The 18,375-nt window shown below is 43.8% G+C and carries 9 protein-coding genes, 31 tRNA genes, 1 rRNA gene, 4 pseudogenes and 2 other annotated features; of the genes and pseudogenes, 8 read left to right on the top strand and 37 right to left on the bottom strand.

Annotated features, from left to right (window positions below; all coding sequences use genetic code 11):
- Positions 1-247: 247 nt before the first annotated feature.
- From B9L23_RS03050 to queG, 4 genes are all read right to left on the bottom strand, one after another.
- A complete protein-coding gene (locus tag B9L23_RS03050; protein ID WP_062756314.1) occupies positions 248-2,143 on the bottom strand; it encodes a PrkA family serine protein kinase in 1,896 nt (631 codons plus the stop codon).
- A gap of 321 nt (positions 2,144-2,464) precedes the next feature.
- A complete protein-coding gene (gene trmL / locus B9L23_RS03045; protein ID WP_012749226.1) occupies positions 2,465-2,938 on the bottom strand; it encodes a tRNA (uridine(34)/cytosine(34)/5-carboxymethylaminomethyluridine(34)-2'-O)-methyltransferase TrmL in 474 nt (157 codons plus the stop codon).
- Positions 2,939-2,961: 23 nt separating this feature from the next.
- Positions 2,962-3,825, bottom strand: coding sequence for an amidase domain-containing protein (locus B9L23_RS03040; protein WP_081189109.1), 864 nt, complete (start codon positions 3,823-3,825; stop codon positions 2,962-2,964).
- Between the two features lie 31 nt (positions 3,826-3,856).
- Positions 3,857-5,026 (bottom strand): tRNA epoxyqueuosine(34) reductase QueG, encoded by a 1,170-nt coding sequence (gene queG / locus B9L23_RS03035; RefSeq protein WP_062756312.1) that lies wholly within the window; start codon positions 5,024-5,026, stop codon positions 3,857-3,859.
- A 70-nt stretch (positions 5,027-5,096) separates the two neighbouring features.
- Here queG and B9L23_RS03030 point away from each other — a divergent pair, with 70 nt between their 5' ends.
- Complete coding sequence (locus B9L23_RS03030; protein WP_089096858.1) at positions 5,097-5,759, top strand: B3/B4 domain-containing protein; 663 nt, start codon at positions 5,097-5,099, stop codon at positions 5,757-5,759.
- Positions 5,760-5,844: 85 nt separating this feature from the next.
- On the opposite strand, the gene B9L23_RS03025 is transcribed toward B9L23_RS03030, so the two are convergent.
- The 15 genes from B9L23_RS03025 to B9L23_RS02955 form a co-directional block, all read right to left on the bottom strand.
- Positions 5,845-5,918: transfer RNA gene (locus B9L23_RS03025), tRNA-Gly, on the bottom strand.
- A 394-nt stretch (positions 5,919-6,312) separates the two neighbouring features.
- Positions 6,313-6,384 (bottom strand) — tRNA-Glu (locus B9L23_RS03020).
- 8 nt (positions 6,385-6,392) lie between these two features.
- A tRNA-Ser gene (locus B9L23_RS03015) sits at positions 6,393-6,485 on the bottom strand.
- Between the two features lie 3 nt (positions 6,486-6,488).
- Positions 6,489-6,563, bottom strand: a tRNA-Asn gene (locus B9L23_RS03010).
- A 272-nt stretch (positions 6,564-6,835) separates the two neighbouring features.
- A tRNA-Ile gene (locus B9L23_RS03005) sits at positions 6,836-6,912 on the bottom strand.
- Between the two features lie 4 nt (positions 6,913-6,916).
- Positions 6,917-6,987: transfer RNA gene (locus B9L23_RS03000), tRNA-Gly, on the bottom strand.
- A gap of 6 nt (positions 6,988-6,993) precedes the next feature.
- A tRNA-His gene (locus B9L23_RS02995) sits at positions 6,994-7,069 on the bottom strand.
- Positions 7,070-7,079: 10 nt separating this feature from the next.
- Positions 7,080-7,152: transfer RNA gene (locus B9L23_RS02990), tRNA-Thr, on the bottom strand.
- Positions 7,153-7,180: 28 nt separating this feature from the next.
- A tRNA-Phe gene (locus B9L23_RS02985) sits at positions 7,181-7,256 on the bottom strand.
- Positions 7,257-7,396: 140 nt separating this feature from the next.
- Positions 7,397-7,472: transfer RNA gene (locus B9L23_RS02980), tRNA-Asp, on the bottom strand.
- Positions 7,473-7,477: 5 nt separating this feature from the next.
- Positions 7,478-7,554: transfer RNA gene (locus B9L23_RS02975), tRNA-Met, on the bottom strand.
- Positions 7,555-7,585: 31 nt separating this feature from the next.
- Positions 7,586-7,678: transfer RNA gene (locus tag B9L23_RS02970), tRNA-Ser, on the bottom strand.
- Between the two features lie 16 nt (positions 7,679-7,694).
- Positions 7,695-7,771 (bottom strand) — tRNA-Ile (locus tag B9L23_RS02965).
- A gap of 7 nt (positions 7,772-7,778) precedes the next feature.
- Positions 7,779-7,852, bottom strand: a tRNA-Met gene (locus B9L23_RS02960).
- A 17-nt stretch (positions 7,853-7,869) separates the two neighbouring features.
- Positions 7,870-7,945: transfer RNA gene (locus B9L23_RS02955), tRNA-Ala, on the bottom strand.
- 493 nt (positions 7,946-8,438) lie between these two features.
- Here B9L23_RS02955 and B9L23_RS19825 point away from each other — a divergent pair.
- A pseudogene (locus B9L23_RS19825) lies at positions 8,439-8,591 on the top strand (RNA-guided endonuclease TnpB family protein); the annotation flags it as partial.
- Between the two features lie 129 nt (positions 8,592-8,720).
- Positions 8,721-9,059 (bottom strand) — a sequence feature (23S ribosomal RNA rRNA prediction is too short).
- A 1,941-nt stretch (positions 9,060-11,000) separates the two neighbouring features.
- Entirely contained in the window at positions 11,001-12,899 is a 1,899-nt protein-coding gene (asnB, locus tag B9L23_RS02950; RefSeq protein ID WP_089096857.1) for an asparagine synthase (glutamine-hydrolyzing), read from the top strand.
- A 526-nt stretch (positions 12,900-13,425) separates the two neighbouring features.
- Here asnB and B9L23_RS21625 read toward each other — a convergent pair.
- Positions 13,426-13,521 (bottom strand): annotated as a pseudogene (locus B9L23_RS21625) (transposase); the annotation flags it as partial.
- On the opposite strand from B9L23_RS21625, the pseudogene B9L23_RS02940 reads away from it, so the two are divergent.
- From B9L23_RS02940 to B9L23_RS02920, 5 genes and pseudogenes are all read left to right on the top strand, one after another.
- Positions 13,512-13,937 (top strand): annotated as a pseudogene (locus B9L23_RS02940) (transposase); the annotation flags it as partial. The pseudogenes B9L23_RS21625 and B9L23_RS02940 sit on opposite strands and share 10 nt — an antisense overlap.
- Positions 13,938-14,002: 65 nt before the next feature.
- Positions 14,003-14,224: pseudogene (locus tag B9L23_RS20865) on the top strand (GNAT family N-acetyltransferase); the annotation flags it as partial.
- Between the two features lie 161 nt (positions 14,225-14,385).
- Positions 14,386-14,940 (top strand): TetR/AcrR family transcriptional regulator, encoded by a 555-nt coding sequence (locus B9L23_RS02930; RefSeq protein ID WP_089096856.1) that lies wholly within the window; start codon positions 14,386-14,388, stop codon positions 14,938-14,940.
- Between the two features lie 53 nt (positions 14,941-14,993).
- Complete coding sequence (locus B9L23_RS02925) at positions 14,994-15,260, top strand: DMT family transporter (protein ID WP_425439780.1); 267 nt, start codon at positions 14,994-14,996, stop codon at positions 15,258-15,260.
- Between the two features lie 25 nt (positions 15,261-15,285).
- Positions 15,286-15,630 carry a DMT family transporter gene (locus B9L23_RS02920; RefSeq protein WP_089096854.1) on the top strand — a complete coding sequence of 115 codons (345 nt, stop codon included), beginning with the start codon at positions 15,286-15,288 and terminating at the stop codon, positions 15,628-15,630.
- 348 nt (positions 15,631-15,978) lie between these two features.
- On the opposite strand, the gene B9L23_RS02915 is transcribed toward B9L23_RS02920, so the two are convergent.
- The 17 genes from B9L23_RS02915 to B9L23_RS02835 form a co-directional block, all read right to left on the bottom strand.
- A tRNA-Pro gene (locus B9L23_RS02915) sits at positions 15,979-16,052 on the bottom strand.
- A 27-nt stretch (positions 16,053-16,079) separates the two neighbouring features.
- A tRNA-Arg gene (locus B9L23_RS02910) sits at positions 16,080-16,153 on the bottom strand.
- Positions 16,154-16,156: 3 nt separating this feature from the next.
- Positions 16,157-16,242, bottom strand: a tRNA-Leu gene (locus B9L23_RS02905).
- 8 nt (positions 16,243-16,250) lie between these two features.
- Positions 16,251-16,325, bottom strand: a tRNA-Gly gene (locus tag B9L23_RS02900).
- A 12-nt stretch (positions 16,326-16,337) separates the two neighbouring features.
- Positions 16,338-16,419, bottom strand: a tRNA-Leu gene (locus B9L23_RS02895).
- A 5-nt stretch (positions 16,420-16,424) separates the two neighbouring features.
- Positions 16,425-16,497, bottom strand: a tRNA-Lys gene (locus tag B9L23_RS02890).
- A gap of 152 nt (positions 16,498-16,649) precedes the next feature.
- Positions 16,650-16,722, bottom strand: a tRNA-Thr gene (locus tag B9L23_RS02885).
- Positions 16,723-16,904: 182 nt separating this feature from the next.
- A tRNA-Val gene (locus tag B9L23_RS02880) sits at positions 16,905-16,980 on the bottom strand.
- A 9-nt stretch (positions 16,981-16,989) separates the two neighbouring features.
- Positions 16,990-17,106: ribosomal RNA gene (gene rrf, locus B9L23_RS02875) — 5S ribosomal RNA — on the bottom strand.
- 212 nt (positions 17,107-17,318) lie between these two features.
- Positions 17,319-17,418: a sequence feature (23S ribosomal RNA rRNA prediction is too short), on the bottom strand.
- 232 nt (positions 17,419-17,650) lie between these two features.
- Positions 17,651-17,723: transfer RNA gene (locus B9L23_RS02870), tRNA-Ala, on the bottom strand.
- Between the two features lie 12 nt (positions 17,724-17,735).
- A tRNA-Pro gene (locus B9L23_RS02865) sits at positions 17,736-17,809 on the bottom strand.
- Between the two features lie 3 nt (positions 17,810-17,812).
- Positions 17,813-17,889, bottom strand: a tRNA-Arg gene (locus B9L23_RS02860).
- Between the two features lie 3 nt (positions 17,890-17,892).
- A tRNA-Leu gene (locus B9L23_RS02855) sits at positions 17,893-17,978 on the bottom strand.
- Positions 17,979-17,984: 6 nt separating this feature from the next.
- A tRNA-Gly gene (locus tag B9L23_RS02850) sits at positions 17,985-18,059 on the bottom strand.
- Between the two features lie 23 nt (positions 18,060-18,082).
- Positions 18,083-18,167, bottom strand: a tRNA-Leu gene (locus B9L23_RS02845).
- A 10-nt stretch (positions 18,168-18,177) separates the two neighbouring features.
- Positions 18,178-18,250, bottom strand: a tRNA-Lys gene (locus B9L23_RS02840).
- Positions 18,251-18,291: 41 nt separating this feature from the next.
- Positions 18,292-18,367, bottom strand: a tRNA-Val gene (locus tag B9L23_RS02835).
- Between the last annotated feature and the right edge of the window lie 8 nt (positions 18,368-18,375).

The raw sequence follows: 18,375 nt of genomic DNA, 5'->3' as shown, positions 1-18,375 counted from the left end.
CACACTTTTTTATCTTGAAGCATATATTTATGTTGGCGTCATAACAAACATAATGAATAAATGACGGTTTGTTTACTCTATCCTATGCAAAAAAACGAAATAATTGACAAATTATTACGAAAATGAACATGTAAATTTTTGTTGGACAAGCCTAAAAAAGTACAAAACAAAGAATATAAGCTTTTTCTTTTTTGATACATCACCAGACTGCTATTTGAGTAAAAAAGCATGCCTAACATTAGGCATGCTAACGATTTAATAAGCTGCCGACATAGCGAAGCAATTCGTTTGCTGACGTAGAATTATAGCCATATTCATCGATCAAGCGTGCCACTACTTCATTAATTTTCTTTAATTGCTGCTCATCCGGCGTTTTCGATGAAGTGGTGATTTTTACAATGTCTTTCAAGTCAGCGAATAGTTTCTTCTGAATCGCCTCCCGCAACCGCTCATGTGAGTTGTAATCAAACCTCTGTCCTTTTCGGGCATAGGCGGAAATACGAATTAAAATTTCTTCACGAAATGCCTTTTTCGCGTTTTCCGAAATGCCGATTTGCTCTTCGATCGAGCGCATGAGTTTTTCGTCTGGATTCATTTCCTCTCCTGTCAACGGATCGCGCAGCTTCGTTTTATTGCAGTACGCTTCTACATTGTCTAAATAATTGTCCATCAACGTTTTCGCCGACTCCTCATAGGAGTAGACAAACGCCTTTTGTACTTCTTGCTTGGCGATTTCATCGTATTCTTTCCGGACAAGCGAAATAAAGTTTAAATACCGCTCTTTATCTTCTTTGGAAATAGACGGATGCTGATCAAGCCCCTCTTTTAAGGATCGCAATACATCTAGCGCGTTAATCGATGGAACTTCTTTGCGAATAATGCACGAAGAAATTCGGTTAATGACGTAACGAGGATCGATGCCGCTCATTCCTTCATCCGGATGTTCTTTTTTCAATTCCTCTACATCTACTTCATTAAATCCTTCGACCATTTCGCCATCGTAGAGTCGCATTTTTTTAATTAAATCGACATCCGGCCGTTTCGATTCTTTCAATCTCGTTAAAATCGTAAACATTGCGGCAATTCGAAGCGTATGCGGAGCAATATGAACATCAGCTACATCACTTTCCCGAATCATTTTTTCATAAATACGCTCCTCTTCCGACACACGCAAATTGTATGGAATTGGCATGACGATAATCCGCGAGTGGAGCGCTTCATTCTTTTTGTTCGCGATAAATGAACGATATTCCGTTTCGTTCGTATGGGCGATAATTAGCTCATCAGCGCTAATGAGCGCGAATCGCCCCGCTTTGAAATTTCCTTCTTGCGTTAAAGAAAGCAAATGCCATAGAAACTTTTCATCACATTTTAACATTTCCTGGAATTCCATAATTCCTCGGTTCGCCTTGTTTAACTCACCATCAAATCGATAGGCGCGTGGATCTGATTCTGAACCATATTCAGCGATGGTTGAAAAGTCGATACTTCCCGTGAGATCAGCAATATCCTGAGATTTTGGATCAGACGGACTGAACGTTCCAATGCCGACCCGTTTATTTTCCGAGAAGAAAATTCTCTCTACCATTACATCTTCAATACGCCCGCCATATTCTTTTTCCAATCTCATCATGTTCAGCGGCGAAAGTTCTCCTTCAATGCGGATGCCATACTCTTTATAAAAATCATCGCGCAAATGAGGTGGGATTAAATGAAGCGGATCTTCATGCATCGGGCATCCTTTAATCGCATACACTGCGCCGCGTTCTGTCTTCGAATACTCCTCTAACCCCCGTTTTAGCAATGTAACAAGTGTTGATTTTCCGCCACCAACAGGACCCATCAACAACAAAATACGTTTGCGCACATCAAGCCGCTTTGCCGCTGGATGAAAATATTCTTCTACTAGACGTTCCAGCGCCTCCTCTAATCCAAATAGCTGATGGCTGAAAAACTTATATCGTTTTCTTCCATTTACTACTTCGACTCCAGCATCTTTAATCATATTATAAACGCGTGAATGAGCGGACTGAGCAACCCATGGCTTTTCTTTTAAAATCTCTAAATACTCTGCAAACGTACCTTCCCATTTTAACCGTTCCTCTTCTTCCCGATATTGTTCGATTTTCTTTAAAATATCCATAAAGGACCTCCTTATCCTTGATGTCTTAACAACAAGATTATTACAATGTATGCAAGGATGTCCCGAATCATTCATCGCAAAAAAAATTTTGTCTGACTGCCACGGCCCATACTTGCCATTCACAACGCTTGTCATATTCGCTATAATGAAGGAGATGAAGCAACCATTTCGTGAAGGAGGAATCGCGATGCGTACATTGCTTGTATTAGGCGTGATCATCGCTTTTTTAACCGCGATCTTTACAGCTGGCTACGAAGATAAACCAGGTGTAAAAAATTAATGCATAAAAAACGACCTCCTTTTCAGAAGGTCGTTTTTTATTTAAAATAAACCGTTAAATTTTTGCTGACGCAACGCTTCATAGACTAAAATAGCTGCAGTATTGGATAAATTTAAGGAACGGACTTTATCGTTCATCGGAATGCGCAGACAGCGATCCATATTTGCTTCAAGCAAATCTTTTGGCAATCCCGTCGTTTCACGTCCAAACACAAAAAAATGATCTTTTTCCATATCACTAAAGTCGAAAGAATCATAGTATTTTTTTCCAAATTTAGTGATAAAGTAAAATTCTCCGTTTGGATACCTCTCAAATAACTCTTCCAATGAATCATAATAAGAAATATTTACATATGGCCAATAGTCAAGACCGGCGCGTTTTAACATTTTATCATCGGTCGAAAAACCGAGCGGACGAATCAAATGAAGCGCTGTATCTGTTGCTGCACACGTACGTGCAATATTCCCCGTATTTGCTGGAATTTCCGGTTGATATAGTACTACATGTAGTGGCATATCGATCACCTCAAACTATATTGTTATTTTCGATCAATGATATGAAAAAACTTATAGCGAATATTAGGTGTATACGCCGTGGAATCTTCATATGACCAATAGCGCATGCGGCTATTTGTTGTATGAGCGTTCACTAACGGCATTCCGTTCGCATCCTTCGCTACAACAATCGTTGAGTGATTAAAACGACCGTCCCCTTCAAAGTCGTAACAAATCACATCTCCAGCCATCAATTGTTCTGGCGATGATACTTCAACCGCTTGTAATCCAACACGCGCTCCGCTCAAGTACCAACGGAAAGAATGTGCCACCGCCCAACTATAGCTCCAATTGTTGTTTTTGCACCACCATCCCTTTGCGCGATTCGGATACCCTGTCATCGGGGCTCCACCTGCGTATAAACATTGGGAAATAAAATTCGTGCAATCTACCTTAAACCGTGGAAACGCGGGATTGTAGCTGTTCCACCACGTTTCAGCATAACGCACCGCCTTTGCTCGATCATATTTATATGAAATTCTTTCATCCACTAACATCTCACGTTCTAAACGAGGCGGGACCATTTCCTCGCTCACGATTATTTTTTCATCTTTCACTAACTCTCCACGTTCAAAATACGCTCTTCTTTCCTCCACTTGTTCCTCAACGTACATCTTGCTGCCATGCTTTATTAAAAATTGATAATGAGCTAAATAAGCAAGCCTCCCCCCAGTTTCCATTACATGCTTGCTTACAATTTGGCTATTAATGGAACAGCGGACAATTTCTGCGCCGCGTTTCTCGAATAGCCGCTGCTTCCTTTCCACTGCTTCTTCTACATTGCGTTCGTCTTTAGACACAAAAAATTGAGCTCTTTTTTCTAATAAATATTGCAGCTGTTTTTTCACATCGCTCACCGCTTTCTTTTTTGCTATTAACTTATGTGACAGGTGAGCGATTTTTTCCCTTTTCCTCATTTGACCGCAATAATTGTAGTCCCTTTTCGATTTCCGCAAGAACTTCCGGGTCTTTTTCCGTTTTGCTTGCTTCCTCTAAATCGGAAATAACGCGTGTATCACCAATTTTTCCAAGCGCCCACGCCGCTGTTCCGCGAATAACCGGACGGCTATCTTCTTTTAATAGTTTTAGTAAATCCGGAATGGCTGTTTGATCTTTATAATGCGCTAAAGCCAAAATGGCATTTCGCTGAATCGGCTTTTTCCCACGCCAAGCCCCAGCAATCGAACCGAATTTTTCCTTAAATTCTCGATTGCTTATATGCAAAAGCGGAATTAATTTTGGTTTTACCACTTCAGGGTCCGGCTCCATCTCTGGATGGAGATGAAAGTCTTTTCCTTTATTTTCAGGGCAAACCATTTGGCACGTATCACATCCATATAATCGATTTCCAATTTTATCACGAAATTCATCAGCTAAAAAACCTTTCGTTTGTGTCAGAAATGAAAGGCATCTCTGTGCATTCAATTGTCCTCCCTGCACGAGCGCTCCCGTCGGGCAAGCATCGATACACTTCGTACACGTTCCACAGCGGCTTTCAATCGGTTCATCAGGTGGAAACGGAATATTGGTAATCATCTCTCCTAAATAAACATAAGAACCAAACTCTGGAGTAATAATAGAACAATTTTTTCCGCTCCAACCAATTCCAGCCCGTTCCGCAACAGCACGGTCAGCCAGTTCTCCCGTGTCTACCATCGATTTTACTCTAGCCTGAGGAACTCTCTCTAAAATAAATGCTTCTAATTTTTCAAGACGTTCCCGCAAAATGTAATGATAATCCTTTCCCCATGATGCCCTGCAAAAAATTCCTCGTCTTTCTGTTTTTGTACCACGCGGAGCATTTTTCATTTTGGACGGATATGCTAAGGCAATCGCAATAATAGACTTTGCTTCTGGCAAAAGCAGGGAAGGATTGGTTCTCTTTTCAATATCCGGCTCTTCGAATCCTGATTGATATCCTAACTCTTGTTGGCGACGAAGCCGCTCTTTTAACTCGACAAACGGATCAGCACTAGCAAATCCAATTTTATCAATACCAATCGTTTTGCTATATTCAATAATCTCTTGTTTTAGAGCCGCCACATCCATCGTTATCCCTCCTTTCGCTAAAATTCGGAATCTATGTTACAATAAAGAAAAAATTTCGAGGTGAAAGCAGATGGACGTAGTTGTCGCGGAAACAATAAAACAAATGATACCTCAATTTAAAGTAGGGATTATACTTTATAATCATATCGTTGTTGATGATTCTCCGCAAATGTTAAAAGGAAGACTCCAATTATTTCAAGAATCCATTTACTTTGATTTGCAGGAAACAGCGATTGCAGATATTCCTGAACTGGCGGAATGGCGCAGGGCATTTAAAACGATCGGAACAGACCCGAGCAGATATCGTCCTTCGTCGGAAAGCTTATATCGACGTATTCAAAAGAAAAACTTTATCCCAACTATCCACTCCGCAGCCGACGTGAACAATTTCTTTTCACTTTATTATAAAATTCCAATTGGCATTTATGATTTAGATAAATTGGAAGGACCGATTACCATTGATATTGGAACAGACCAAGACGAGTATATCGCTATCAACGGGCGCACTGTCAACTTTTCTCATAAGCTCGTATCAAAGGATGTTCACGGGCCATTTGGCAGTCCGATTGTTGATTCCCAACGAACAGCTGTTACAAAAGAAACGAAAAACGCCGTTCAAATTGTTTATTTACTGCCATCTATGAAACAAGAACAATGTGAAAAACTGTTGCAGTCCATGCAAAAGATGTTCTTGCAAATTCATGGAGGTGATGCTGTCTTTCAACTTGTGTAAAAAATTACATAAAAAATAAAAAACGCAATGCCTCGTTCTTTGAAGAAACGAAACACTGCGTTGTCCCCATAACCATTATTTGCGATGGAGCGGGTGATGGGAATCGAACCCACGACATCAGCTTGGAAGGCTGAGGTTTTACCACTAAACTACACCCGCATATTATTTTTTATTCTTTAAATCTGTATACAACGCGCAGTTGTCATGCCTCTTCCTCTGCTAGCAAACTCAAAGATGATGGATGCATCGAGGCAACCCGCAATCAACTCTTCTTTTCGTTGTCCCTTCCTCTTCTAGCCGATTCAAGGTGTTTAATGCGTCGGGACAACTCGAAGCAAATTCGATGATGTATTGCTCGTGGCTGAGGTTTTACCACTAAACTACACCCGCGTATACATTCTCCGAATACAAAACCGCATTTATCATGAACAACATTAAGTTAACGGTATTGATTATAACAGAGGATGTATTAGATTGCAACTATAAAACGAAAAAATTCGACAAATTTCGTTTTATGGAAAGAACAAAAGCACCAGCGTAACTGGTGCTTTTATGACCCGTACGGGATTCGAACCCGTGTTACCGCCGTGAAAGGGCGGTGTCTTAACCACTTGACCAACGGGCCACATTGAATGGCGGAGAAGGCGGGATTTGAACCCGCGCGCCGCAAAATTGCGACCTAACGGTTTAGCAAACCGTCCCCTTCAGCCACTTGGGTACTTCTCCGTATGGCTCCGCAAGTAGGATTCGAACCTACGACCTACCGGTTAACAGCCGGTTGCTCTACCGCTGAGCTATTGCGGAATAAAGAGAATGGCATTAATCATATACGAAATTATCTTTATCCCTTCCTCTTCTAGCTAATTCACAGAAGCAAGATGCGTCGGGACAAAAGATACAAACCTTCTAGTTTTCATTTGGTTTTCGTTGCCTCTTCCTCTGCTAGCAAACTCAAAGATGATGGATGCATCGAGGCAACTCGCAGTGAACTCATCGATGTAGTGCTTGTCGCTGAGCTATTGCGGAATAAAGCAAGTCTAATATTAGTTTAACTCACTATCAGATAATATGCAATATGGTGGGCCTAAGTGGACTTGAACCACCGACCTCACGCTTATCAGGCGTGCGCTCTAACCAGCTGAGCTATAGGCCCAAGAAGCGGGTGATGGGAATCGAACCCACGACATCAGCTTGGAAGGCTGAGGTTTTACCACTAAACTACACCCGCATAACATGGGGCGACTAGTGGGAATCGAACCCACGCATGCCAGAGCCACAATCTGGTGCGTTAACCACTTCGCCATAGTCGCCACAATCTGATGCCGGCTGCAGGACTTGAACCCGCAACCTACTGATTACAAGTCAGTTGCTCTACCAATTGAGCTAAGCCGGCACATCAGACAGAAAAACTTAAGAGTGAGTGGTGGCTCGGGACGGAATCGAACCGCCGACACAAGGATTTTCAGTCCTTTGCTCTACCGACTGAGCTACCGAGCCATTTTATTATCTTAATATTCTGTGTTGTCTTGTCCTTTCCTCTTCTAGCTTATTCAGCAATGTTAGATGCGTCAGGACAACTCGCAGCATATTCATGGAAGTATCATTCATCGTTACCGATCCATATACTTAGTTCATTGTGGCGGTCCCGACGGGACTCGAACCCGCGATCTCCTGCGTGACAGGCAGGCATGTTAACCACTACACTACGGGACCAATATTGGTTGCGGGGGCAGGATTTGAACCTGCGACCTTCGGGTTATGAGCCCGACGAGCTACCGGACTGCTCCACCCCGCGGCGATATACTATAGTAACGAGTAACGATGTATGGCGGAGGAGGAGGGATTCGAACCCCCGCGCGCCTTGCGGCGCCTCTCGGTTTTCAAGACCGACCCCTTCAGCCAGACTTGGGTACTCCTCCATCATATTAAAGAACATGGTGGACCTTGTAGGATTCGAACCTACGACCGGACGGTTATGAGCCGTCTGCTCTAACCAGCTGAGCTAAAGGTCCATTTCAATGGCGGCGGAGGGGATCGAACCCCCGACCTCACGGGTATGAACCGTACGCTCTAGCCAGCTGAGCTACGCCGCCAAATTCTTTATTATTACTGGTGGAGCCTATCGGGATCGAACCGATGACCTCCTGCGTGCAAAGCAGGCGCTCTCCCAGCTGAGCTAAGGCCCCATATTTTCTAAATCGGGAAGACAGGATTCGAACCTGCGACCCCATGGTCCCAAGTTACGAAAACATGCCAAGAAAGGTCGAAGGAAAGGGGAAGAAACGGCATCAGATATCTTAACGAAATTAGAGATATGGTAGAATTAGATATGGATATAAATACCAAATACCCCTCTTCTGGAGGGGTATTTGGTATGCCCAATAATGGATGTGATCCCCATCACTCACTGCGGGGATGAACACGAGTATCGTCTTAAAAATTTTATACCGCTAAACTTGACGGGTATGGAAACTATTCCCCTTTTTTCCTTTTTCGTATTTATTTTAAGTTAATGAGGACGAGCTTTTTCGTTTGTGTTTTCCTGTTCATTCACGAGAACATCCGCCGGAAGCCCACTGCTTTAGCTGTGGGAGGAAGGCGGGGTTTATATTTTCAGTATATATTGAATTTTTCGTTCAATATAAGTACACTGGATTTAGAAAGGTAGGTGAATCAAGAATGCTCTGCACTCTCAAGATTAAATTAATGCCAACTCTTGAACAGTTTCATGCGCTGCTGGAAACAATGAAACGGTTTAACCAAGCATGCAACTATATTAGCGAGATTGCTTTTCGCTCCAGAACCTTTTCCAAAACGAAAATCCAGCGGCTTTGACGCCCTATTCAGACTCGCTTTCGCTGCGGCTCCGTCTCTTCGACTTAACCTCGCACGTCATCGTAACTCGCCGGTTCATTCTACAAAAGGCACGCCATCACCCATGAACGGGCTCTGACTACTTGTAGGCACACGGTTTCAGGTTCTCTTTCACTCCCCTTCCGGGGTGCTTTTCACCTTTCCCTCACGGTACTGGTTCACTATCGGTCACTAGGGAGTATTTAGCCTTGGGAACGTACTTAACGCCCTATTCAGACTCGCTTTCGCTGCGGCTCCGTCTCTTCGACTTAACCTCGCACGTCATCGTAACTCGCCGGTTCATTCTACAAAAGGCACGCCATCACCCATGAACGGGCTCTGACTACTTGTTCTCCGGATCAACGCTTGCTTACAGCTCCCCGAAGCGTTTCGGCGTTTGCCCCGTCCTTCATCGGCTCCTAGTGCCAAGGCATCCACCGTGCGCCCTTTCTAACTTAACCATGCGAAAACAGCTTCATGCTTGCCGCCTTCGCTTCTCGGCTTCTTCCTTTGTCTAGCTTCGGCGCCTAGCCCCTCACGGTCGCTTCGGTCCTGCCATGGCGGCAATAGCCTCCTCGCAGGCCCTCCAGCGCCTATCGGGGCTAACCGCGGCGCCTCCGCTTTTCTTCTCGGTTATCTAGTTTTCAAGGAACCAACTTATTTCCTGCATCCGCTCATAGGCGCAGGCGCAAGGCGACTACTTGAGTATGCTTCCTTGCAACCTTGTGTCGAGGAATCCTGCTTCCTCGAATTCACTAGCAGACGCAGACACAAAACACTTGAAGGAGTAAAATGCTCCCTCAAAACTGAACAAGGCTACTGCCTTGAATCAACTTCTCTGCTGCCTTGCGCCGAGGAATCCAGCTTCCTTGAATCCGCTGGTAGACGCAGGCGCAAAACGGATTGATTGAAGAAAACATAAACATGTTCCCTCAAAACTGAACAAACCCGAAGCGTCCTTCGCCTTTCTGCTGTCTAGCTCCAGCGCCTAGCTCTCTTGTGCCAAATAACCTTCCCCCTCGAAGTGCAAGCACTTCTGCGGGTGAAGAACATTTGGCTTCGAGAGCTGATCGCGGCGCTTCCGCTTTTCGTACTGTCTAGCTTCGGCTCCTAGCCCCTCGGGCCGCTTCGGTCTCGCTGCGGCGGCAACAGCCTCCTCGCGAGCTCTCCGGATCAACGCTTGCTTACAGCTCCCCGAAGCGTTTCGGCGTTTGCCCCGTCCTTCATCGGCTCCTAGTGCCAAGGCATCCACCGTGCGCCCTTTCTAACTTAACCATGCGAAAACAGCTTCATGCTTGCCGCCTTCGCTTCTCGGCTTCTTCCTATGTCTAGCTTCGGCGCCTAGCCCCTCACGGTCGCTTCGGTCCTGCCGTGGCGGCAATAGCCTCCTCGCAGGCCCTCCAGCGCCTATCGGGGCTAATCGCGGCGCCTCCGCTTTTCTTCTCGGTTATCTAGTTTTCAAGGAACCAACTCATTTCCTGCATCTGCTCATAGACGCAGGCGCAAGGCGACTACTTGAGTATGCTTCCTTGCAGCCTTGTGTCGAGGAATCCTGCTTCCTCGAATTTACTAGCAGACGCAGACACAAAGCACTTGAAGGAGTAGAATGCTCCCTCAAAACTGAACAAGGCTACTGCCTTGAATCAACTTCTCTGCTGCCTTGCGCCGAGGAATCCAGCTTCCTTGAATCCGCTGGTAGACGCAGGCGCAAAACGGATTGATTGAAGAGAACATAAACATGTTCCCTCAAAACTGAACAAACCCGAAGCGCCCACTTCCGACTAGCCCATAAGGGCAGCCGCTTCCGCTTTTCGTACTGTCTAGCTCCAGCGCCTAGCTCTCTTGTGCCAAATAACCTTCCCCCTCGAAGTGCAAGCACTTCAGCGGGTGAAGAACATTTGGCTTCGAGAGCTGATCGCGGCGCTTCCGCTTTTCGTACTGTCTAGCTTCGGCTCCTAGCCCCTCGGGCCGCTTCGGTCTCGCTGCGGCGGCAACAGCCTCCTCGCGAGCCCTCCAGCGCCTGTCGGGGCTAACCAGTCGCCTTCGCTTTTCGTATCATCCTTAGAAAGGAGGTGATCCAGCCGCACCTTCCGGTACGGCTACCTTGTTACGACTTCACCCCAATCACTTGCCCCACCTTCGGCGGCTGGCTCCCTTACGGGTTACCTCACCGACTTCGGGTGTTTTTATGACGCTGCAAAGCAAGATATTCCCATTGATGTGATCAAAAAACAGCTCCGTATCGCGTAAGGGGTACCCTGTTTGTCTCTCTAACCATGGAAATTATTGTAATGAAAAATGCTCATCTACAGTATTATATTTTGCTAACCCAAGTCTTGATACAATCTATAAAATTTAAATTTGATAAAGTGGGGGAATAGCAATATCATGTGCGGTTTTATTGGTTGTATTCATGATCATCCAAGAATCGTCGATGAAAAATGGAAAGAAACGTTTCAAGAAATGAATGATATCATTACTCATCGCGGTCCTGACGATGGTGGTTATTTTTTTGATGAATACGTGAATTTTGGATTTCGACGCTTGAGTATTATTGATCTTGAGACAGGGCACCAGCCATTGTCCTATGAAAATGAACGATATTGGATCATATTTAATGGGGAAATCTACAACTATGTGGAATTGAGAGAAGAATTGCTTGCAAAGGGATATAAATTTACTACTCATTCCGATACAGAAGTCATTATTGCTCTTTATAGTGCTGAAAAAGAAAAAGCTGTAGAAAAGCTTCGAGGTATGTTTGCTTTCGTCATCTGGGACAAACAAGAGAGAACGATTTTTGCGGCACGTGACCCGTTTGGCATAAAACCATTTTTCTACATGGAACAGGGCGACCGTACGTTTTTTGCTTCCGAGAAGAAAAGTATTTTGCTCGCTCTTAAAAATGATTTATTAGACTATGATTCACTGCAGCATTATTTAACATTCCAATATGTACCTGAACCGATGACGATGTCTGTTGGCATTCGAAAGTTGGAGCCGGGTCACTATATGAAGAAAAAAATCGGTGAAAAATTAACCATTCATCGCTATTGGAAAGCCAAATTCCAACCTATCATCCAATCAGAAGATGAACTTGTCAAAGAAATTCGCGACGCGCTGTTCGATTCCGTGCAAGTGCATATGCGCAGCGATGTGCCGGTAGGTTCGTTTTTATCAGGAGGAATTGATTCATCCTTCATTGCAGCAATTGCTAAACAATTCAATCCTAATATCAAGACATTTTCTGTCGGCTTTGAGCGGGAAGGCTTCAGTGAAATTGATGTGGCAAAAGAAACAGCGGAAAAGCTGGGCGTTGAGAATATTAGCTATGTCATTTCACCAGAGGAATATATGGCGGAATTACCGAAAATTATGTGGCATATGGATGATCCACTTGCCGATCCTGCGGCAGTACCGCTTTATTTTGTTGCCCGGGAAGCAAGAAAGCATGTAACGGTCGTTCTTTCCGGTGAGGGAGCTGACGAGTTATTTGGCGGTTACAACATTTATCGTGAGCCACAGTCATTGGAACTTTTTGAGCGAATGCCAAGTACGGTTAAATCAGCTTTGAGAGTGATTGCAGGGCTACTCCCGGAAGGAATAAAAGGAAAAAGCTTTATTGAGCGCGGTACAACACCAATGGAAGAACGATATATCGGCAATGCGAAAATGTATAGCGAGACAGAAAAACAAGAACTGCTAAAAGGATATAAGAGGGGATTAGAATATACATATATTACAGCTCCTTTTTATAGAGAAACAACTCATTATCCTCCTGTAAACCGGATGCAATATATTGATATTCATACATGGCTGCGAGGCGATATTTTATTAAAAGCCGACAAAATGACGATGGCCCATTCATTAGAGTTGAGGGTTCCATTTTTAGATAAAAAGGTATTTGAAGTAGCCGCCAAAATTGCTTCGGAAATGAAAACGACAAACAAAACGACGAAATATATTCTACGAAAAGCAGCAAAAGGAATTGTTCCAGATCATGTTTTAAATCGCAAAAAATTAGGATTTCCGGTGCCAATTCGTCATTGGTTAAAAAATGAAATGCATGATTGGGCGAAAAACATTATAAAAGAAAGCGCAACCGATCATTTATTTAATAAAGATGTATTGTATCGTTTACTAGACGAACATTGCAAAAATAAAGCAGACCATAGCCGAAAAATCTGGACCGTCCTTGCTTTTATGATTTGGCATCAAGTATACATGGAAAAGAAATACGATTTTACAAATATATATAGAAAAGACAAGCTGTCGCTATTAATCTAATTTGACTGATTTTCGTTGCCTGTCTTCTATTTGCACCCAAGCTTCTAAAAATTCAGCTTTGGGTGCTTTTCTATTTGATGGATATGAGTTTACATTAAATGATGTGTTTAATTATTTTCTAGACCATCCAAAGCGGAAAGTAGAAAAGGTAGATGGTTTTGAAGTATTGATTATTTCAGGAGGAATTAAACCAGAAAGACTCGATTTAAACTTGATAGAAACAACGAATCCAGTTTATGATAAGTCGATAACGAAATATTTAACTGAGAGTTCAAAGAGCGCCTTTATTTTTCCTTTTGGAGGTAATACGTTAGTCCCCGATGAGATAGCGTATTATTAACAAAAAATTCGGGGAGAGAATGGTTTGACAGTATTACAGGAGTTAACCAAGATATATGCAGAGTATAAAAAACAAAATAAAAAATGATTTTTTATTACATAAAACATTATTACATGTTTAATATACATAAATTGGTGTATTAATAATTAATTGGTTCATCACCAAAAGATGTACTTGATTTTTACGTTAAAATGTGATAGAGGTCTCTAGACGGACACGCAAAGTAAAACGCTGGATATTTCGATACCCATATCCTCGCCTTTTGATCAATTTTATTTTGCTACGAGGGAGCGCTGAAAGGTCTCGATGATGCCGTTGTGTTGTTGGCTTGGAAAGCCGATCAGCCGATGACACCTGAACATCTTCACTGCGTCTTGAGCACCGACCGGGAGCTAAGCGATGAAGACATCTTGCGCCACTATGCCCAACGCTGGTCGATCGAATGCTTTTTTCGACAAGCGAAAGACCAGCTGAAGCTCGATGGGTACCGTGTTCGTCAGGTTCGGGCGGTGAAACGCTACTGGATCTTGGTGCAGCTTGCTTACGTATACAGCCTATTCGAGTCGAACAGCGATTTTTCTGATGGGCTCGATCTCTTGCGCAAGAGAAAAGGACATAGCCTCGTGGAGTTCATTTACTGTGCAGCGAAACAAAATATTCCCATTGATACCGTGAAAAAACAGCTCCATGTGGCATAAGGGGTACCCTGTTTGTTTCTTTTTACATGGTAATTATTGTTATGAAAATTGCTCATCTACAGTATCTCTTTGAAAATCTAACCATCGAGAGAGTGGGTCTGACGACTTGGTCTGGAAATCCACGAATGATCAGATGTGCGGAAAAATTGGGAATGCGATTAGAAGGTAGAATGAGAAAATGCCGCTACTATAATGGTGAATACTATGATTCCATCCGAATGGGTATTCTTCGTGAGGAATGGAATGAGTTTAATTTTGCACATTATTTCCGAATACGCCTGAAATAATTTGAAAAAGGGATTCTGAAATAATGTGCTAATTTACAGTCAGGCTTCATGCCTGATCCTTGCTTGGCTTTTCTTCGTTTTGAAAAAAAACCGTCTTGAAAAAAAAACGTCCAGACGGTATAATAAAACCGTCCAGACGGTTATTTTAAGGAGTGAGGCATGTGGAATCAAAAGCTACAATAAAGCGTCAGCATATCTTAAAATCTGCAAAAGAATTCATTCTCAAAAATGGTTTTAATGAATTAACTTTGGATTCTGTGGCAACACAGGCGGGAATCAGTAAAGGCGGTTTATTATATCACTTCCCAAATAAAGAAGCATTATTGATAGGACTAGCACAATATATTTTCGAAGAATTCATTACGCTAATTGAGGATCAGGCTAAGAAAGACCCATTAGAAAAAGGTAAATGGTGCCGTGCTTTAATTGAGGTAACAAAAAAGGATCTGGAACATAACGCCGAGTTATATGTGGGAATAATTGCTGCTTCTATGTTAAGTCCAGATTTATTAAAAAGTATGTCCCAAATTTATCAGTTTATGCAAAACAAAGTGGATCAGGATGGTATAAACCCTGTAACAGCAACTATTATTCGGTTAGCAATAGATGGTCTTTATTACTCAGAATTTTTTAATATAGCTCCCTTGGATGACAAATTACGTGAAAAAGTATTCCAGCAATTAATAAATATGACAAAAAAGGAGGATTCATTTTGAATGCATATGTAATTTTGGCAGTAGCCATCATAAGTGAAGTGTTTGGGAGCTCGATGCTAAAAGTATCAAACGGATTTAAAAAGTTGTTCCCTTCCATCGGAGTAGTAATTGGATATGGTGCAGCTTTTTACCTCCTATCTTTATCTCTTAAAGCAATACCGCTGGGTACGGCTTATGCTATATGGTCAGGTGTAGGTACGGCTTTAACCGCATTAGTTGGTGTTATCGTTTATAAAGAAAGTATTAATCTTAAAAAATGTTTAGGTTTAGTTCTAATCATTTGTGGAGTTATTGTTTTGAAACTCAGTAGTTCTCATTAACTCTTTGAGAGTCGGAGGTAATCGTATGAAAGGTTATATAGCTTTAGGAATGGCCATTTTCAGCGAAATATTTGGTACGACAATGCTTAAATTGTCGGAAGGATTTACAAATTTATTCCCATCCATTGGAGTGATTGTTGGTTTCGGATTATCATTTTATTGCTTATCATTATGTCTTAAGACAGTTCCGTTAAGCTTAGCTTACGCTATTTGGTCAGGGATGGGCACAGCTTTAACAGCGTTAATTGGTGTACTGTTATGGAGAGATCCATTTAGTATCATTACATTAGTTGGCTTAGTATTAATAATTGGAGGGGTAGTCTTATTAAATACTTCTAAAAGTCCAGAAAATGTGAGGAAACCATCCTGATTATGTTTAAAATCAACTTGTAGACGCATCGGAAAGTCAGGAAGATTATGGAACAGCAGGCTCCCAATCAGTTATCTCCATGAAGTTAAGAATTTCTTGTAAATCCTAACTGTAAATTATCATCTGTAGATGAGCAAATTCACTAACATAAATTTACATCCATACAAAACAAAAAAGGAGACATGAACCCGATTCCTTGATTAGAATAGATGTGTCACCAAACCATTCTCAAGGAGGTTCATGTCTCATGAATAGACTACCACATCACCAAGGAATCGACAAGTTTTTCGCAATGTGCGTGCAAAGCAGGCGCTCTCCCAGCTGAGCTAAGGCCCCATATTTTCTAAATCGGGAAGACAGGATTCGAACCTGCGACCCCATGGTCCCAAACCATGTGCTCTACCAAGCTGAGCTACTTCCCGCTTCCTACATATTCATTAAAAGATTAACGCGCTCGAGAGGATTCGAACCCCTAACCTTCTGATCCGTAGTCAGATGCTCTATCCAATTGAGCTACGAGCGCATATGCCGAGGGCCGGACTCGAACCGGCACGGTAGTTACCTACCCCAGGATTTTAAGTCCTGTGCGTCTGCCAATTCCGCCACCCCGGCGGCATTAATGGAGCGGAAGACGGGGTTCGAACCCGCGACCCCCACCTTGGCAAGGTGGTGTTCTACCACTGAACTACTTCCGCACGCTTATAAGATGCGGGTGGAGGGACTTGAACCCCCACGCCGTAAGGCGCCAGATCCTAAGTCTGGTGCGTCTGCCAATTCCGCCACACCCGCAAAAGTGAGCCATGGAGGATTCGAACCTCCGACCCTCTGATTAAAAGTCAGATGCTCTACCTACTGAGCTAATGGCTCGTGTGGTAAATAAAGACACTCGTTGTTTCTCGTTGCCTCTTCCTCTACTAGTGAATTCAAAGAAGCAGGATTCGTCGAGGCAACTCGTAGCGGATTCATAGGAGCTTAGGCTTGTTGCTCCCCTACTGAGCTAATGGCTCATACTATTACAGTGCCGGCTGCAGGACTTGAACCCGCAACCTACTGATTACAAGTCAGTTGCTCTACCAATTGAGCTAAGCCGGCATAAGAAAGAAGTATTGACATATACGTTTAATTTTTTGTGTCCCTTCCTCTTCTCACTTATTCAGCGAAGTGATATGCGTCGGGACAACTCGCAGTGAATTCACGGAAGCTTAGGCTCGTCTCTACCAATTGAGCTAAGCCGGCATGAATGTAAGGAAAATCACACTTCATATGTATTATCATGGTGGAGGATGACGGGATCGAACCGCCGACCCCTTGCTTGTAAGGCAAGTGCTCTCCCAGCTGAGCTAATCCTCCGTATGAATTGCCTAGCGACGACCTACTCTTGCAGGGGCGCTGGCCCCAACTACCATCGGCGCTGGAGAGCTTAACTTCCGTGTTCGGGATGGGAACGGGTGTTTCCTCTCCGCTATTGTCACTAGGCAAGTAATGGACAAGTTTTATTATATATAAATAGATAGTCTTGTCAAGATGGGTAATTCATTCCTTCAAAACTAGATAACCGTCTGTTTGGAAGAAAGCCGTTTTGCGCAGGCGGCTTCCGCCTCCCTTGAGGTGCAAGCACCTCTACGGGTGAAGAACATTTGGCTTCGAGAGCTAAGCGCGGCACCTCCACTTTTCGCTTGGTTAAGTCCTCGATCGATTAGTATCCGTCAGCTCCACGTGTCGCCACGCTTCCACCTCGGACCTATCGACCTCGTCATCTTCGAGGGATCTTACTCGCTTGACGCGATGGGAAATCTCATCGCTAACCGAACAGAAGCAAGCTTCCGTTCGGTCCGCTCGACTTGCATGTATTAGGCACGCCGCCAGCGTTCGTCCTGAGCCAGGATCAAACTCTCCAAAAAGAAAGTTGATTGGCTTATTTAATTCGTCACTGACACCGAAGGTGTCAAGTCGCCTTCGCTTTTCGTTGTGGACGCTTCGTTTTGTTCAGTTTTCAAAGAACATTAAATTTTTGAATAAGTGGAGCCTATCGGGATCGAACCGATGACCTCCTGCGTGCAAAGCAGGCGCTCTCCCAGCTGAGCTAAGGCCCCATATTTTCTAAATCGGGAAGACAGGATTCGAACCTGCGACCCCATGGTCCCAAACCATGTGCTCTACCAAGCTGAGCTACTTCCCGTAATGGCGCGCTCGAGAGGATTCGAACCCCTAACCTTCTGATCCGTAGTCAGATGCTCTATCCAATTGAGCTACGAGCGCATATGCCGAGGGCCGGACTCGAACCGGCACGGTAGTTACCTACCCCAGGATTTTAAGTCCTGTGCGTCTGCCAATTCCGCCACCCCGGCGATTAATGGAGCGGAAGACGGGACTCGAACCCGCGACCCCCACCTTGGCAAGGTGGTGTTCTACCACTGAACTACTTCCGCATCTTCAATATAGAGTTATAGAGTGCGGGTGAAGGGACTTGAACCCCCACGCCCGTAAAGGGCACTAGACCCTGAATCTAGCGCGTCTGCCAATTCCGCCACACCCGCGGTCAAAGAGTGAGCCATGGAGGATTCGAACCTCCGACCCTCTGATTAAAAGTCAGATGCTCTACCTACTGAGCTAATGGCTCATCATTCGAGAAAAGCAACTGATTCTATTTGTAATAAGTAATGGTGGAGGATGACGGGATCGAACCGCCGACCCCTTGCTTGTAAGGCAAGTGCTCTCCCAGCTGAGCTAATCCTCCATAATAAA

The organism is Parageobacillus galactosidasius, assembly GCF_002217735.1.
Classification (GTDB): Bacteria; Bacillota; Bacilli; order Bacillales; family Anoxybacillaceae; genus Parageobacillus_B; species Parageobacillus_B toebii.
Note: the sequence above shows the minus strand (reverse complement) of the source record. Positions and strands in the feature narration are given on the sequence as shown.